The organism is Longispora fulva (genome assembly GCF_015751905.1).
GTDB classification, from domain to species: Bacteria; Actinomycetota; Actinomycetes; order Mycobacteriales; family Micromonosporaceae; genus Longispora; species Longispora fulva.
The window spans coordinates 5,279,807-5,295,315 of record NZ_JADOUF010000001.1 but is presented as its reverse complement, the minus strand read 5'-3'; the positions used below and the strand labels follow the sequence as shown (position 1 = coordinate 5,295,315).

The following is a 15,509-nucleotide window of genomic DNA, read 5'->3' as shown; positions in this document are numbered from 1 at the left end:
GGTACGGTGGGGACATGAGCGAGAGCGGGCGCGGCGGGGCGGGCGCGTGAGTTCCCTGGACCGGGCGGAACTGCGCGAGGTGAGCGCGGCCGTCCTCGCCGTCACCTCGCACCTGTCGGCCCGCGACGTGCTGCAGACGATCGTCACGTCGGCCCGCAAGCTGCTGGGCGCCCGGTACGCGGCCCTCGGGGTGCCCGACGCCGCCGGCTCGTTCGCCGAGTTCGTGGTCGACGGGATCACCGACGAGGAGTGGGCGGCGATCGGCCCCCTGCCCCGCCAGCACGGGGTGCTCGGCGCGATGCTGCACGACCCGAAGCCGGTCCTGCTCGACGACATCCACGACCACCCGGGCTTCGAGGGGTACTGGCCGGCGGCCCACCCTGACCTCAGGGCGTTCCTCGGCATGCCGATCACCGACGGCGACGAGATCCTCGGTGGCCTGTACCTGGCCAACAAGCCGGGCGGGTTCACGGCAGCCGACTCCGAGCTGCTGACCCTGCTGGCGGCGCACGCCGCGATCGCCCTGGTCAACGCCCGCCTGTACGAGCGGGGCCGCGAGCTGTCCATCCTCGAGGAACGGACCAGGATCGCCCGCGAACTGCACGACGCCGTCACCCAGAAGCTGTTCAGTCTCCGGCTTACGGCGGAGGCGGCCAGCACCCTCCTGGAACGGGACCCGGCCAGGGCCGCCGAGCAGCTCGCGACGGTCCGCCAGCTCGCCGCCGAGGCCGTGGACGAGCTGCACGCCGTGGTCACCGGGCTGCTGCCGGCGGAGCTGGCCGGCGACGGGATGGCCCTGGCGCTGCGCAAGCACGTCGAACTCCTCGACCGGGTGCACGAGGCCTCGGTGTCCTTCACGGCCGGTGATCTGCCGAAGCTGTCCCCGCCGCAGCAGGAGGCCGTGTTCCGGATCGCCCAGGAGGCCCTGCACAACGCGCTGCGGCACTCCGGGGCCGCCGCGGTCGACGTGGCGTTGTTCGCCCGCGACCGGGTCGTCTACCTGCTGGTCTCCGACAACGGCCGGGGCTTCGACCCCACGGAGGCCGGACGGGCGACCCGCCGGCTCGGCCTGGCGTCGATGCGGGACCGGGCCCGGGTGGCCGGCGGGAAGCTCACTGTCGCGTCCGGGGCCGGCGGGACGACGATCCGGATGGAGGTGCCCCTCGATGGCCGGTGACCGGATCAGGGTCATGATCGTCGACGACCATCCCGTCGTCCGGCAGGGCCTGCGCACCTTCCTCGAACTCCAGGACGACATCGACGTCGTGGGCGAGGCTGGCGACGGCGACGAGTGCGTGACCGTCGCCGAGGAGTTGCGCCCCGACGTGGTCGTCCTCGACCTGAAGATGCCCGGCGCCGACGGGGTCGCCGCGCTGCGCGGACTCCGGGACCGCGGCAACCCGGCCCGGGTGCTGGTGATCACGAGTTTCACCGAGCCGTCGGCTGTCCTGCCGGCCGTGCGGGCCGGGGCCGCCGGCTACGTCTACAAGAACATCGACCCGCCGGCCCTGGCCGCGGCGATCCGGGCCGTGCACGCCGGACACGTGCTCCTGCACCCCGATGTGGCCCAGCTGCTCGCCGCCGGCGAACGCCCGGCCCCCGACGCCAGGCTCACCGCCCGCGAGCGCCAGGTCCTCGTCGAACTGGCCAGGGGGCGTTCCAACCGTGAGGTGGCCCGGGAGCTGGGGCTGGCGGAGAAGACGGTGAAGACCCACGTCAGCGCGGTGCTGACCAAGCTGGGCGTCCAGGACAGGACCCAGGCGGCGCTGTACGCGGTCCGCCACGGTTTCCTGGACTAACTTCGCACCTGGTCTGGGCGGGGCCGACGCGTGTCGGGTCGGCCCCCGCCGTAATCAGAGAAAAGGGTTTGATCTACTGCTGCGCCGCGCCGTTGACCTTGGCGGCGTCCACGACGAAGACGAGCGTCTCGCCGCCCTTGATGCCGCTGTTGCCCTGCGCGCCGTAGCCCTTGTCCGCCGGGATGATCAGGAGGCGGCGGGAGCCCTGCTTCATGCCGATCAGGCCCTCGTTCCAGCCGGCGATGACCCGGGCCTGGCCGACCGGGGCCACCTGGAAGGTCTGGCCGCGGTTCCAGGAGGCGTCGACCTCTTTCTTGTTGGACCAGGTGACCAGCAGGTACTGGGTGTCCACCGCGTCCCCGGCCTTCACGACCGGATCCTTGCCCGGGGTGAGGTCCTTCATCAGGAGCGTGGTCGGCGGGGTGCAGGTGTCCGGGATCGTCACGGTCGGCCGCTTGCCGGCCTCGCCGCCGACCTTCACGTCGTCGGCCGTGCACACCGTCTTCGCGCCGGCTCCCGCTGCCGGGGCGTCGGCCGCCGGGGCCGGGTCGGTGCCGCAACCGGCGGTGGCGACGGCCGTGATGGCCAGGACAATTGCCGACAAGGTTCCGCTACGCATGCCAGGAACCCTAGGCCATCCCGCCGCCCGTGACGACCACCCGGTCAGCCGTCGCGCCGGATGCGCCCGGTTGCCGGGGCGCATCCCGGCCAGGGGCAGCTAGACGGAGGTGATCTCCACGCCGCGCCAGAACGCGACGCGGTCGCGGACGTGCTCGGCGGCCTCGAAGGGCTCCGGGTAGAACCAGACCGCGTCCGGGTTGGTCTCGCCGCCCACCGAGATCGAGTAGTAGGACGCGAGGCCCTTCCAGTGGCAGGTGGTGTGCGTGTCACTGTCGGTGAGGTGCTCCCAGCGCACGGCCGCTCTCGGGAAGTAGTGGTTGCTCTCCACGATCACCGTGTCGTCGGACTCCGCGATGACCGTGCCGTTCCATGTCGCCCGCATGACCATGGCCCCGACTGTAGCGCCGTCGAAGCCACCCCGACCACGTTCCGCAACTCGGACATGTTCCTCTTGTGGGCATGACTTCGACACTGGGTAGTGCGGCGTTCCGTGCGGACTACGGGGTGCGGCACGCGTACCTGGCCGGGGCGCTGCCCTCGGCGGTGACCTCCGTGGAACTGTGCCTGCGACTCGGCACGTCCGGCCTGCTCGGCTTCTACGGGGCCGAGCACATGCCCCTGGCGGCGGTCGACGCGGCCCTGGACGAACTGCGCGGCACGCCCTTCGGCATGGAACTGCCGGCGGCGCACGAGGCGGACCTGGTGGACCGCTACCTCGACGCCGGGGTCCGGTTCGTCGACGCGACCGGGTACACGGCCGTGACCCCGGACCTGCTGCGGTACCGGTTCTCCGCCGGGCCCCGCCAGCTCCTCGTCAACGTGGCGTCCCCGGCCGCGGCGGAGCCGTTCCTCCGCCCGCTGCCACCGGGCGCCGGGCTGCCGGTCGACGTCCTCGGCCTACCGGTCGCCACCGACATCGCCGTCCTCGGCGGCAACGTCGCGCACCTCCTCGCGCTGGTCCGGATGCGCGACCGGTTCGGCTCGCCGACCCGGATCGGGTACGGCGGCGGGCTCGGCACCCCGGAGGGCGTCGCCGCGGCGTTCCTGCTCGGGGCGGACTTCGTGGTGGCCGGTTCCGTGAACCATCCCACCCCGGAGGCCGGCGCGACCGACGAGGCCCGCGACGCGCTGGCGGCCCTGGACGTGTCGTCCGGTTCCCCGGTGGGCGCGTTCAACCACGACGTCCGGGGGACGCCGCTGGCCGACTGGCGCAACCGGCACGTCGATGTGCTCGCCGACCATCTGATGGCGGGAGCCGCGAGGATTCTCGCCGGATCCAGATAGGATTCCTGGCGCACGCCGCGCCCGCAGTCCTGGAGGACCCATGTCAAAGCCCCGCGTAGCACTTCTCGCGTTCTGTGTCGCGACGGCGGCGCTCGTCGTCCAGACCCCGGCGCACGCCGCCCCCGGTTACGGGCACCAGGTGACCGTGCTGAAGGGCGCCGACCAGCCGAAGCCGCACTCGGCGGCGTCCTTCTCGCCCGGCGGCCCGACCGCGGCGTCGGCCTCGGGTGGCGGCTGCCAGAACGTCTCCGACGCCCGGCCGTGCATCAGCTACAAGGCCGCGTCGAAGGCGCTGTGGGGTGACTTCTACCTCAACTCCCGGACCCGGGGGGAGTGCAAGGCCAACGTGTTCATCTTCGTCAATGGCCAGCCGAGGTACCAGTACACGGTCGACACCTACAGCCTCGGGCACTACCCGCTCGACAGTGAGCCGGTGTCGGGATCGGGGCGCGGGTACACGAGCGTGGACTTCCTGGACTGCAACGGTGGCTGGATCTTCACGGCGAACAGCCCGGACCAGTACTGGCCGTAGCGGGACCGGGCCCACCCCGTCCTGACGGGACCGGGCCCGGCCGGCTATGGCAGCTGGCCCGCCCGGTCCACCACGGCCACCCGCACGAACGCCACCGGGCGCAGCATCCGCATGTCCATCCCGCCGTCCACCGGCCGCTGCTGCCACCCGCGCAGCGCGTGGGTGGCCGGATCGAACACCAGCTCGTAGCGCACGCCGCGGTCCGTGCGGGCCACGGCGACGCCGAGCCGGCCGGCGGCGTCGGCCACGTCCCGGACCACCTGCACGCCCGGGATGGTCGCCGCGGCGGTGAACAGCGCGGCCCGGGCGGCCGGCGCGAGGTAGCCCCGGGTGAGCAGCGCCCCGACGGCCACGAACGCGTCCTGGTCGCGGTCGTCGCCGGCGGCCTCCGTGTACAGCCGCGCGCGGGCCCGGACCGGGTCGGTGGGCACGTCGGCGAGGTAGCCCGGTTCGGGGGTGCACGGCCGGGTCCGGTCCGCCGACAGCGTGCCGTCCGGCTCCCACTCCGCGGCCCGGCCGTCGCGGCAGCCGGGGACCGGCTGGTCGGTGAGGCCGGCGCGTCCGGGCAGGTCGGAGGAGATCAGACCGTCGCGGGTGCCGTCGACGGAGAGCCACGACCGGACCGTGCTCTGTCCGGGTTCGCCCTGCTTCGGGTACCAGGTGACCGACTCCACGTACACGAACTGCTCCGGTCGGGCGGCCAGCCCCTGGTCCTGGCGCGCCGAGTCGGCAGCCCCGCGCAGCACCTCGCCGGCCTCGGCGTTGGCCACCGGGGGCAGGCCGCCGACCCGGCTGGTCTGCATCGCGAACATGCCGGCGGCGATCACGGCCGCCAGCGCGCCGACCAGGGCGAACTTCAGCCCGATCCGCCGGGTGCCGAGTCCGGGCCGCAGCGTGTCGCCGACGGTCCGCAGCAGCCGCGTCGGCCACGCCGCCCCGCCCGGCAGGGCTTCGCCGGCCAGCCGCGTGACGGTGCCCCAGATCCCGCGCCGGTGTCCCGGCCGGGTGGCGGTGGCGCGCAGCACCCGTTCGCGCAGCCGGGCGGGGGCCACGCGGCCGGGCGGGTCCAGGAGGTCGCCGAGATCCTGGAGCAAGTCCTGCTCGTTCACCCTCGCTCCTCGCTGGTGCTCATCGGATTGGTGTTCCCCAGTGCGTACCTGACCCGGCGGCGGGCCCGGTTCAGCCGGGACCGGACGGTGCCGATCGGGATGTCCAGCGCCCGGGCCGTCTCCTCGTACGTCAGGTCGCCCCAGGCGATCAGCAGCAGGACGTGCCGGTCGCCGGCCGACAGTCGGGCGAGCGCGGCGGCCAGCTCCCCGCGCAGGGCCGTCGCCGCGACGTCGGCCACGACCCGCAGCGCCGGATCCTCCTCCTCGGCGGTCGTGAACGCCCGGGCCATCGCCCGGTAGCGTGCCTTCTCCCTGCGGAGGTGTCGGGCGATCTCCCTGGTCAGGATGCCAAACAGCCAGGCGCGGGCGTCGGGGCAGGTCAGGTCGTAGCTGTCCCGGCGACGGAACGCCGCGACGAACGTGTCGGCCACGATGTCCTCGACGACGCCGGGGCCGACCCTGCGGTACGCGTACCGGTAGAGCTGGTCGGCGTGGCGGTCGTAGAGCGCGGCGAAGTGTTCCGAGTCGTGCAGGGACACCTCGATCATCTGGGCGTCGGTGCACTCGGAGGACGCGACTCCGTTCACCCCTGGATCCCCGGGGGGCGGGTGCGGTTCACGGGGGCCTCCTGTAGACACCGGTCTAGTTAACCGTGTCTCTCCACATGAGGCGAGAAGGGTTCACGGGAGCTTGTGCCCCTTTTGTCGCAACGGGGAGAGGGCTCGCTGGTCAGGGCACATTTCCGGCAAAAAGTAGCCAGAAAACTACTTTCTGTAATGGGTACCCCGAAAAGGAACGCGGCCCACCACAGAGGAACTGTGACGGGCCGCGGTGGAACAGGTCAGGCCGCGCGGGCCGCCCGCTTCGCGTTGAGCGCGTCGCGCTTCTCGGTGAACCGGCGCGCCTGGCCGTCGAGCGTGGTCATGAAGTCGGCGAGCTGCTCGCGTGCCTTCTCGCCGTCGCCGGCCAGGCCGTCGCGCTCGAACGCCCGGATGTTGCGCAGCACCGGGATCACCACCTCGTCGTGGTGGATCCGCAGGTCGTAGATGCCGGCCATCGCGATCTGCACCGACTTGCGGCCGAAGTTCTCGATCCCGTTGCCGGGCATCTGGAAGGTGCTGACCACGTCGTACACGGCGCGCATCGCCACGTCGGGTGCGAGGTCGAACGTCGCGTTGAGCAGGTTGCGGTAGAACACCATGTGCAGGTTCTCGTCGGTGGCGATCTTGGCCAGGAGCTGGTCGCAGATCGGGTCACCGCTGATCTTGCCCGTGTTGCGGTGCGCCACCCGCGTCGCGAGCTCCTGGAACGAGACGTAGGCGATCGAGTGGATCGCCGTCTCGTTGTAGGTGTTCACGAACGGGGTGGACATGTGCACCATCCGCGCCCGCTCCAGGGCGATCGGGTCCACCGCGCGCGTGGCGAGCAGGTAGTCCCGGATGGCCATGCCGTGCCGGCCCTCCTCGGCCGTCCACCGGTGCACCCAGGTGCCCCACGCGCCGTCGCGGCCGAACAGGGTCGCGATCTCGTGGTGGTAGCTGGGCAGGTTGTCCTCGGTGAGGAGGTTGACGATCAGTGACGTCCTGGCGATGTCGGAGAGCGGGGACTGCTCGACGTCCCACGCCTTGCCGCCAAGAACGCCGTCGAAGTCGGTGCCCTGACTCCACGGCACGTACTCGTGCGGAAACCACTCCTTGGCTGTCGCCATGTGTCGGTTGAGGTTGGCCTCAACGACCGGCTCCAGTTCGCGTAACAGGACCGTGGACGAGGGGGACTCGGCGGTCACAGTGGCCTCCACGTGCTTGTCAGGGACCTACGGTAGCGTAGGTTACGGTATCGTAGGTTCGCTCGGATCGGTAGTGGGGGTGGGGGCTGAGCCGCCCAAGTGTGCGGGAAGCCACCATGAATCCTCGGGGCCGGCGGGCGAATCCGGATATTCGCGTTGTGCGCGGTCGAGAAGGGCCGACATCCGTGCTCTGAGCTCCGCGTTCGTCTCATTCTGGTCAGCTCGCCGTTCGATGCGCCACGGCTCACCGACGATGATCGTGATCGGGGTGTGCCGCCTGGTCAACGTGCGCGGCCGGCCCTTCGTCCACAGCCGCTGGGTGCCCCACAGGGCCACCGGGATCAACGGTACTCCCGCGCCCGCCGCCAACCGGGCCGCTCCGCTCTTCATGTCCTTCACGGTGAAGCTCTGGCTGATGGTCGCCTCGGGGAAGATTCCCACCACCTCGCCGGCTTTCAACGCCGAGAGCGCGGCCTTGTACGAACCGATCCCGAAGTCCCGATCGACCGGAATGTGGTGCATGCCCCGCATCAGCGGCCCGCCGATGGAATGCTCGAAGATCTCCTGTTTCGCCATGAACCGCACCAGTCGGCGGGACTCCTGGGCGCCGAGGCCGGCGAAGATGAAGTCCAGGTAGCTGACGTGGTTGCTGGCCAGCACCGCACCGCCCTCGCGGGGCACGTTCTCCGCGCCGATGACCGTGATCTTCATGTCCAGCAGGCGGAACATGAGCTTGGCTGCGGCGATGACCGGTGGGTACACGTAGTCCGACATGGCGTTACCGTAGCCCGCCCGGCTGGGTGGGATCGAGATGGACCACCGCGGCCAGTCCATCGACGGCCAGGGTGCCGGTTTCGTCGGTGAGCAGGGCGGCGTCGTACCGGTCGAGAGTTCTGCGGGTGGGGTCAAGGCCGGCGGGGTCGGCCACGGACAGCTCCGCCCGGCCGGTCAGGACCACGACCAGCACCGTCGGGCCGGCCAGCGCCGCAGCGGCGGAGACCAGGTCCACCCGGGCGGACACCCGGCCCCGGCGGGTCATCACGTTGAAGTCGACGATCGGGCCGGCCACGAGCACGCAGTCGGTCAAGACGTCGCCGGGGAAGGCGAAGGGGCCGGACCCGTCGGTGACCGTGGTGGGAACGCCGTCGACCGTGAGGGTCATCCCGGCCCCGGCCACCACGGTGATGATCCGGTCGATCCCGGCGAACGTCGAGAACGGGCCGCTGGCCGCGACGTCGGCCAGGCTGACCCGCCAGTCGAAGTCGGTCAGCCCCGCACCGGGCGGGCCGGCGGCGACCGCCCGGGTGACGCCACCCCCGTTCAGCCACGGGGTGGGGACACGGTCGCCGGCGCGCAGGATCTCCATCCCCCGAGTGTGCCGGGTCAGGAGATCCGCATGACGCGCACGTGCCGCTCCCCGTCGACCATGACCACCGTGTCGCCGGAGATCGCGACCGTGGACAGCTGTTCCTTGCCGATGGACAGCGACTTCGTCACCTTGTCGGTGGTCAGGTCGCCGACGCTCACGGCCCAGCCGGTCATCTCGTAGCCCTGCTGGACGTAGCGCTGGCCGGCGATCGCGCGGATCGTCACGGTCTTGCCGACCGCGCGGCCCTCCTTCTCGCCGTGGTCGGGGTCGAGCACCACGGCGTCGTTGAGGTAGCCGAACGACTTCGAACCGCACAGCAGCTTCGAGCTGAGCACCAGACAGCCCAGGTTCGACACGCTGCCGGACGTCCAGTTGTGGGTCCAGGCCTTCGTCCCGTCGGCCACCTTCAGGGCGGAGATCGACATGCCCGACTGCCCGGAGGACTGGGTGGCGATGCACACCAGGGTCGGGCCGCAGGCGCTCACGTCGCCGAAGGACGTCCCCGGCGGGTAGGGGATCTCCCAGGCCTTGGAAAGATCCGTCATCTTGTACGCGGCCAGCGTCGGCTGGTCCTTCTGGATCCCGACGACCAGCCCGCCGAACACGGCCCACTTCGACTTGTCCAGCGGCACGGACTTGGCGACCTTGTCCTTGCCGTTCGCGTCGATCACGAAGCCCTTGCCGCTGTCGTCGTCCAGCATGACGACCTCGGGCTGCGCGCCCAGCGACTCGGGGAACTCGTCGGGGGCGGCGGTGACCCCCTCGGCCCCGGCGCCCCAGGTCCGGTGCACGTACGCGAGCCGCATGTCGTTGATCAGCAGGTCACCGCCCGGCTGGAGCCGGGTCCACTTGTCGGCCCCGGTCTTCAGGTCGACCCGGAACACCGCCGGCTTGAACCCGTCGCGCCCCTCGACGATGGCGTCCGTGCCGATGTACGCCAGGTCCCGGCGCGCCTTCCACGGCTTGCTGTTCCACAGGATCTTGCCGTCCGCGGCGTTCACCGCCGCCCGGGTGTCCCGGCCGCCGATCAGCAGCACCCCGCTGACGACGGTCATCTTGATGTCGGACTCGGCCACGGTCACCGTCTGGTGCCACACCTCGGCACCGCCCTTGACCGGCAGCGCGACGATGTCCGTGCCGCCGGCCTTCACCGAGCCGAAGTACGCCACGTCGCCGGAGACCGCGACCGCCGCCGCGCCGGTGTTCGGCAGGGGCACGTTCTGGGTCTGCTCCAGCTTGCCCGACGTGTTCAGGCCGCCGACGTTGGAGCCGAGGTTGTCGGTGACCGTGCTGGCCTTCTCGCCGATGCTCTTGAGCAGGTTCTTGGCGGGGCCGAAGCCGGCGGCCGCCGCGATCACGATCGCCATGCCGATCGGGAGCAGGAAGCGGAACGGCGTCTTCCACATGCCCTTGCGCCGCCTCGGGGGCACGAGGGTGACGGGTTCGGGCTTGACGCCGTAGCCGGGCGGGGGGAAGGGCTGGCCGCCCGTGCGGGGGGCGGTGTGGGCCGCGTAGCCCTGCGGCGGGGTGGCCGAGCCGGTGCCCGGCGGGGGAGCGGGGACGGAACCGGTCTGCGGGTAGCCCGGGGGCATGGTGGCCTGCGGGGGCTGGCCGGCGTAGCCGGGAGCCGGCGGGTAGGCCGGGTAGCCCACCTGGCCGATGGCGTTGGGGCCGGTCGGCTGGCCGGTGCCGGGCTGGCCGGGCTGGCCGAACGCGCCCGCAGTGCCGGGCTGGCCGAACGCGCCCGGGTAGGGCTGGCCCGAGGTCGGTTGGCCGGAGACCGGGACCCCCGAGACGGGCGGCCCGGAGATCGGCACGCCCGACACCGGCGGGGCCGACATCGGGGTGGCCGACATCTGGGCGTCCGTGGCGTCCGCGCACAACAGGCCGCCGTGCGCCACCGGCAACTCCGGCTGCTCCGGCACCATCGGCGCGACCCCGAACCGGGCGTGCAGCCGGCTGGCCACGAGCGGGATCCGGCTCGAACCGCCGACCAGGAAGATCCCGGCGAGCACGTCGGCTCCGACCCCGGCGCGTTGCAGCACCCGGCGGGTCTCGTCCACGGCCCGGTCGATCAGGGGGCCAGCGACCCGGTTGAGCTCCTCGCGGGTCAGGTGCAGGGCCTCCTCGCGGCCGGGGACCTGCACCGGGGCGCTCGACGCCCGCGACAGCATCTCCTTGGCGGAGCGGACCTCCGCCCAGAACGCCCGCCGGTCGCGCTGCTCGGCCGTCGTGTCCGGCGCGGCCAGCCGCCGCCACGCGTCCGGGTCGTGCATGGCCAGGACCTGGCCAACGTGCCCGACGAGGGCCGCGTCCACGTCGAGGCCGCCGAGGTCGTCGAGGCCGCCGGTGGCCAGGACGGACAGGCCCACCGGGTCGCGGCGGACGACGGTCACGTCCAGGGTGCCGCCGCCGAAGTCGAACACGGCGAGGACCTGGCCGACGGAGATCTGCTGGCCGAGGACGTCCAGGCAGTACGTGGCGGCGGCGACCGGCTCCTCGACGAGGCGGACGTCGTGCATGCCGGCCCGGCGGGCGGCCTCGCGCAACACGTCCCGGCGCGGAGTGCCCCAGTCGGCCGGGCAGGTCAGGATCAGGCCGCCGGCCGGGTCGACCCCGGCGTGCCGGGCCTCGACGGACACCCGGCGCAGGATCGCCGCCAGCAGGTCGGGGACGGCCACCTCGGTCTGGCCGAGCAGCGCGTAGCCCTCGTCGACGCCCCGTTTCGGGTGCGGCTCGAACCGGTCCGGCGCGCCCCGGGCCAGCCGCTCGGCGTCCTTGCCGGTGAGTAGCTCACCAGCCGGGTCGATGAACACCCCGGACGGCAGCATGGGGGAACCGTCGAACAGGAGTGCCCGGACCGGTTGGCCGTCGCGGCGCACGACGGCGACCGTGTGCGACGTGCCGAGGTCGACTGCCAGCCGCACGCTCAACTCCCCTTGCGAGACCCGAAAGGTGGATCGTACTCACCTCCGGAAAACGTGCTGTGCCAACGTATCCAAGCTGGCTGTCGCGGCTGGTCAGAGCGTGATCACGCCACCCGCCACCGGTGGCTACCCAGCGCGACGACGTCGCCACGGTGCAACTGGCGGCCCCGTCGGGTCTCCACCTCGTCGTTCACGTCCACGTCCCCGGAGGCGATCAGGGACTTGATCTCGCCGCCGGTGTCCAGTACCCCGGCGAGTTTGAGGAACTGGCCGAGTCGGACCATGTCATCCCGGATCTCCACGTCAATCATGAGGTCATCATCCCGCAACCTGGAACGACGCGGCGGCGGTGACCCCCCTCGGGTCACCGCCGCCGCGTGCCGCCCGGGCCGAGCGCCCGGGCCTGCCGCCCTCGCTAGCCGACCGGGTGCAGCTCCCGCTCCGGGGCGGGGGCCGGCGGGGCCGACTTCCCGCGGAGGAACTTCGGCGCCCACCAGTTGGCATTGCCGAGCAGCGTCATCAGGCTGGGGAGCACCACGGCCCGGATGATCGTCGCGTCGATCAGGATCGCGGCGGCCAGCCCGACCCCGAGCTGCTTCATGTCGACCGTGCTGAGCGTGGCGAAGATCGCGAACACCGCGACCATGACCGCCGCCGCGCTGGTCACCACGCCGGCCGAGCCGGTGATGCCCTCGGCGACCGCCTGCCGGTTCGGCACGCCGCGCAGCACGGCCTCCCGGATCCGGCTGACCACGAACACGTGGTAGTCCATCGACAGTCCGAACAGGATCACGAACAGGAACAGCGGCAGCCAGGACACCACCGCGTGGTTGGAGCGGAAGTCCAGCAGCTTCTCCGCCCAGTCGTGCTGGAAGACGAGCACCAGCAGCCCGTACGCGGCCCCGACCGACAGCATGTTCAGCACGATGGCGGTGAAGGCCACCACGACCGAGCGGAACACCACTGTCATCATGATGAAGGTCAGCAGCAGCACGAAGCCGATGACGAGCGGCAGCTTCTCCTTGACGTGCTCGGCGTAGTCGACGTCACCGGCGACCGAACCGGTCACCCCGTAGTCGACGCCGGACAGCGTGCCCAGCGTGGCCGGCACGATCTCCTTGCGGAGCTTCTCCAGCGACCGGTGCGCCTCCTCGCTGCCGCTGGCGTGCGGGGTGGAGATCGACAGGACGGTGATCTTCCCGTCGGCCGACACCATCGGCTTCTCCAGGCCGTCCTGGGCGAACAGCGGGTCGCCCTTGGTCCGGGCCACCAGGTCGGCGATCGCCTTCGTCACGGCCGGGCCCTCGCCCCGGATCGCCACCTCGTGGCTCGTGCCGGTGCTCGGGAACGCGGCCGTCATCCGGTCGTAGGCCTGCATGACCGGGGTGTTGCGGGGCAGGTCCTCGTCGCCGGGGAGCTTCAGGGTCATGTTCAGCGCCGGTGCGGCCAGCGCGAGCAGCGCCACGGCGGCCAGCACGAACGTGACCAGCGGGTACTTGAGCGCCGGGCGCAGCACCAGCGGCCAGAACCTCGGTTGGCCACCCTTGCGGGCCGTGAGCCGCCACAGCAGCGGGACCCGGGGCCGGTCGACCCAGCGGCCCAGCTTGCCGAGCACGGCCGGCAGCACGGTCAGCGAACCGGTGACCGCGATCGCCACCACAAGGATCGAACCGACGGCGAAGGAGGAGAACACGCCGTCCTGGGCCAGGAACAGCCCCGCCATGGACACGATGACGGCGATGCCGGACACCACGACCGCGTGGCCGGACGTCTTGGCCGCCAACTCGATGGCGTCGATGTGCGTGGCGCCCTTGGCCCGCTCCTCGCGCTCCCTGCGCAGGTAGAACAGGGAGTAGTCGACACCCACCGCCATGCCGATCAGGAGGATGACGCTGCCGACGGCGTCGACGGCCGGTACCAGATGCGAAGCCGCCGCCGAGAGGCCGATCGCCGCGGCGACGGACGTCAGGGCCAGGATCAGCGGGATGCCGGCCGCGATCAGCGCGCCGAACGCGAGCAGCAGGATGATCAGGGTCACCGGGATGCTGAACAGCTCGGCCTTCTGGAAGTCCTTGCCGAGCGTCGCGTCGAGGGCCTTGCCGATCGACGCGCCGCCGACCTCCTCGACCCTGATCCCCGGGTACTCCTTCTGGGTCGCCGCCGTCGCGTCCAGCAGGGGCTGGATCCGGTCGCTCGCGCCCTGGTGCTCGCCCTTGAGCGTCACCCGCACGATCATCGCCTTGCCGTTGGGGGCTGGCACCGGGTCGCCCACCTCGGCCACGCCGTCCAGGGCGCGGAGCCGGGTCGTGGCCGAGGCGGCAGCCTGGTCGGCGAGCCCCTTGTCCAGGTCACCCGACAGTGGGGTGATGAGGATGTTCTCGACGGCGGGGTTGTCGAAATGACCGTCTTTGATGATTTTCTCGGCCCTGCTGGCCTCGCCGATGCTCTGGTCGGAGTTGCTCAGCTGGTTGGTGCCGGCGAACTGGCCGACCGTGAAGCACAGGGCGACGAATACCACCCAGAGTCCGATGACGCGCCACGGGTGGGTGGCGCTGAACCGCGCCACCCGTACCGTCCATGGGCTCTTCGACATCGCGACGTTCCTTCCAGAGTGAGTCCGGGTTTCCACGGGCATAAGCCTGGTCGACGGGCCACTCTGGAACCATCCGGAGACCCCCCGATTCGACTGGGGGGTTAACCCCCCTAGGGGAGCCGGGCGCGGGCTCCTCCGCGAGGGGGAGGCACCTCGTCGGCTACTCCGTGTAGCCGTTGCGGACGGCCCACAGCGCCGCCTCGGTGCGCGAGGCCGAGCCGGTCTTGCGGAGCAGGTTGGACACGTGCACGGTGACGGTCCGGATCGAGATGCCCAGCGAGGTGGCGGCCTGCTGGTTGGTCATGCCGGCCGCCACGCAGCTGAGCACCTCGCGTTCGCGGCCGGTCAGGTGCGGCTCGGGACCCCCGGCGCGGGCCAGGAGCGCCGCCCGCTCCGCCGGCAGCACGCTGTCGGCGATCGCTTCGCGCGTCAGTGGGTACCGGAACCCCGGCGCCCCGTCGGCTCCCAGCACCAGGATCCCGAGGCTGACCAGCCGGTGCACGGCCGCGTCGGTGTCGACCGTCCCGCCGGCCGGGGCGTCGGCCGACGTGGCCGGGTCACCCGTGCGGGCGCTGCCGGGCGTCAGGGCGGCCGATCCCGCCGATTCCGCCGCCTGGCCGGTCTGGCCGGCAGCCAGCGCCAGGGCCGCGGCACCGCCGAGGAGGGCTGCGGCGTGGGCGAACCGGATCGTCTCCGGGGCCTCGCCGACCAGCCGGTCGGTGACCAGGGAGGCCAGGTGCGCGGGCAGCGGCGCGTCCACCAACGCCTCCGGGCCGGCGGTGCGGAAGGCCGCGACCAGTTCGGTGAGCCAGAAGGCGTTGCCGCCGGTCCGCTCGTGGACGGCCGCCGCGCCCGCCCGGGTACCGAACGCCGACTCGAGCACGTCGGCGACCTCGTCCGGGGACAGCGGGCCCAGGTGCCGGCGCACGGTGCGCGGGGTGCCGCCGAGCCGGGCCAGCACCCGGCCGGCGAGCGCGTCGGGGGCCCGGCTGGTGACGATGACCAGGGCTGGCAGCGGGGTGGCCGCGAGTTCGGCGACCAGGGCCAGGCTCGCCGGGTCCAGGTCGTGCAGGTCCTCCACGACGAGCACGCCCGGCCCGTCGCCGAGGACCGCCCGGGTGACGTCCACGGCCACCCGCAGCAGCATCCCGGGGCTGAACTCGCGCCGCGCGTCGGGGCGCTGGGTGAGCCACGCCAGCGCGTCGGCCGGCCCGGGCAGGTCCTCGACCGGGTGGCCGCTGAGCGCCGACGCCGTCCAGTCGTACGGGGACGGGGCGTGACTGCGGGCCTGACCAGCCAGAACTCTCGTCGGCCGTGGGCGCAGCGCGGCCAGGGCCTCCGCGACGAGCCGGCTCTTGCCGACCCCGGCCTCGCCGGTGAGCACCACGATCTGTGACTGGTCGCCGACCTGTTTCCAGGCGCCGAGGATCGCGGCGAGCTCCTCGCCCCGCCCGGCCATCGGCAACGCCGTCACCCCGACCCCCTCTAC

15 protein-coding genes are annotated in these 15,509 nt (G+C 72.1%); 4 read left to right on the top strand and 11 right to left on the bottom strand.

The window, feature by feature from the left end; all coding sequences use genetic code 11:
• Window positions 1-46: 46 nt before the first annotated feature.
• Together IW245_RS23770 and IW245_RS23765 are read left to right on the top strand one after the other, a co-directional pair.
• Entirely contained in the window at window positions 47-1,177 is a 1,131-nt protein-coding gene (locus IW245_RS23770) for a GAF domain-containing sensor histidine kinase (protein ID WP_197005382.1), read from the top strand.
• The gene (locus tag IW245_RS23765) at window positions 1,167-1,799 is read left to right on the top strand and encodes a response regulator (protein WP_197005381.1); all 633 of its coding nucleotides are present in this window, start codon (window positions 1,167-1,169) and stop codon (window positions 1,797-1,799) included. Before IW245_RS23770 ends, IW245_RS23765 begins: the two co-directional genes overlap by 11 nt.
• A gap of 73 nt (window positions 1,800-1,872) precedes the next feature.
• On the opposite strand, the gene IW245_RS23760 is transcribed toward IW245_RS23765, so the two are convergent.
• Together IW245_RS23760 and IW245_RS23755 are read right to left on the bottom strand one after the other, a co-directional pair.
• On the bottom strand, window positions 1,873-2,418 hold the full coding sequence (locus IW245_RS23760; RefSeq protein ID WP_197005380.1) for an FKBP-type peptidyl-prolyl cis-trans isomerase: 546 nt from the start codon (window positions 2,416-2,418) through the stop codon (window positions 1,873-1,875).
• Window positions 2,419-2,517: 99 nt separating this feature from the next.
• Window positions 2,518-2,802: a DUF427 domain-containing protein gene (locus tag IW245_RS23755; RefSeq protein ID WP_372445225.1), complete on the bottom strand. Its 285-nt coding sequence runs from the start codon at window positions 2,800-2,802 to the stop codon at window positions 2,518-2,520.
• A gap of 77 nt (window positions 2,803-2,879) precedes the next feature.
• On the opposite strand from IW245_RS23755, the gene IW245_RS23750 reads away from it, so the two are divergent.
• Both IW245_RS23750 and IW245_RS23745 read left to right on the top strand, forming a co-directional pair.
• A complete protein-coding gene (locus IW245_RS23750; RefSeq protein WP_197005378.1) occupies window positions 2,880-3,704 on the top strand; it encodes a beta/alpha barrel domain-containing protein in 825 nt (274 codons plus the stop codon).
• A 40-nt stretch (window positions 3,705-3,744) separates the two neighbouring features.
• Window positions 3,745-4,236, top strand: coding sequence for a hypothetical protein (locus tag IW245_RS23745; RefSeq protein ID WP_197005377.1), 492 nt, complete (start codon window positions 3,745-3,747; stop codon window positions 4,234-4,236).
• Between the two features lie 44 nt (window positions 4,237-4,280).
• On the opposite strand, the gene IW245_RS23740 is transcribed toward IW245_RS23745, so the two are convergent.
• From IW245_RS23740 to IW245_RS23700, 9 genes are all read right to left on the bottom strand, one after another.
• Window positions 4,281-5,345, bottom strand: a complete 1,065-nt coding sequence (locus tag IW245_RS23740; RefSeq protein ID WP_197005376.1) for a CU044_5270 family protein — start codon at window positions 5,343-5,345, stop codon at window positions 4,281-4,283.
• A complete protein-coding gene (locus IW245_RS23735) occupies window positions 5,342-5,893 on the bottom strand; it encodes an RNA polymerase sigma factor (RefSeq protein WP_197008647.1) in 552 nt (183 codons plus the stop codon). Before IW245_RS23735 ends, IW245_RS23740 begins: the two co-directional genes overlap by 4 nt.
• A 293-nt stretch (window positions 5,894-6,186) precedes the next feature.
• Window positions 6,187-7,131, bottom strand: coding sequence for an acyl-ACP desaturase (locus IW245_RS23730; protein ID WP_197005375.1), 945 nt, complete (start codon window positions 7,129-7,131; stop codon window positions 6,187-6,189).
• A 42-nt stretch (window positions 7,132-7,173) separates the two neighbouring features.
• A complete protein-coding gene (locus IW245_RS23725) occupies window positions 7,174-7,905 on the bottom strand; it encodes a lysophospholipid acyltransferase family protein (protein WP_197005374.1) in 732 nt (243 codons plus the stop codon).
• A 4-nt stretch (window positions 7,906-7,909) separates the two neighbouring features.
• A complete protein-coding gene (locus tag IW245_RS23720) occupies window positions 7,910-8,497 on the bottom strand; it encodes a HutD/Ves family protein (protein WP_197005373.1) in 588 nt (195 codons plus the stop codon).
• A gap of 17 nt (window positions 8,498-8,514) precedes the next feature.
• Window positions 8,515-11,427, bottom strand: coding sequence for an Hsp70 family protein (locus tag IW245_RS23715; protein ID WP_197005372.1), 2,913 nt, complete (start codon window positions 11,425-11,427; stop codon window positions 8,515-8,517).
• 104 nt (window positions 11,428-11,531) lie between these two features.
• On the bottom strand, window positions 11,532-11,738 hold the full coding sequence (locus tag IW245_RS23710) for an RNA-binding S4 domain-containing protein (protein ID WP_197005371.1): 207 nt from the start codon (window positions 11,736-11,738) through the stop codon (window positions 11,532-11,534).
• A 104-nt stretch (window positions 11,739-11,842) separates the two neighbouring features.
• The gene (locus IW245_RS23705) at window positions 11,843-14,020 is read right to left on the bottom strand and encodes an MMPL family transporter (protein WP_197005370.1); all 2,178 of its coding nucleotides are present in this window, start codon (window positions 14,018-14,020) and stop codon (window positions 11,843-11,845) included.
• Window positions 14,021-14,180: 160 nt separating this feature from the next.
• A complete protein-coding gene (locus tag IW245_RS23700) occupies window positions 14,181-15,494 on the bottom strand; it encodes an AAA family ATPase (RefSeq protein WP_197005369.1) in 1,314 nt (437 codons plus the stop codon).
• Window positions 15,495-15,509 lie beyond the last annotated feature (15 nt).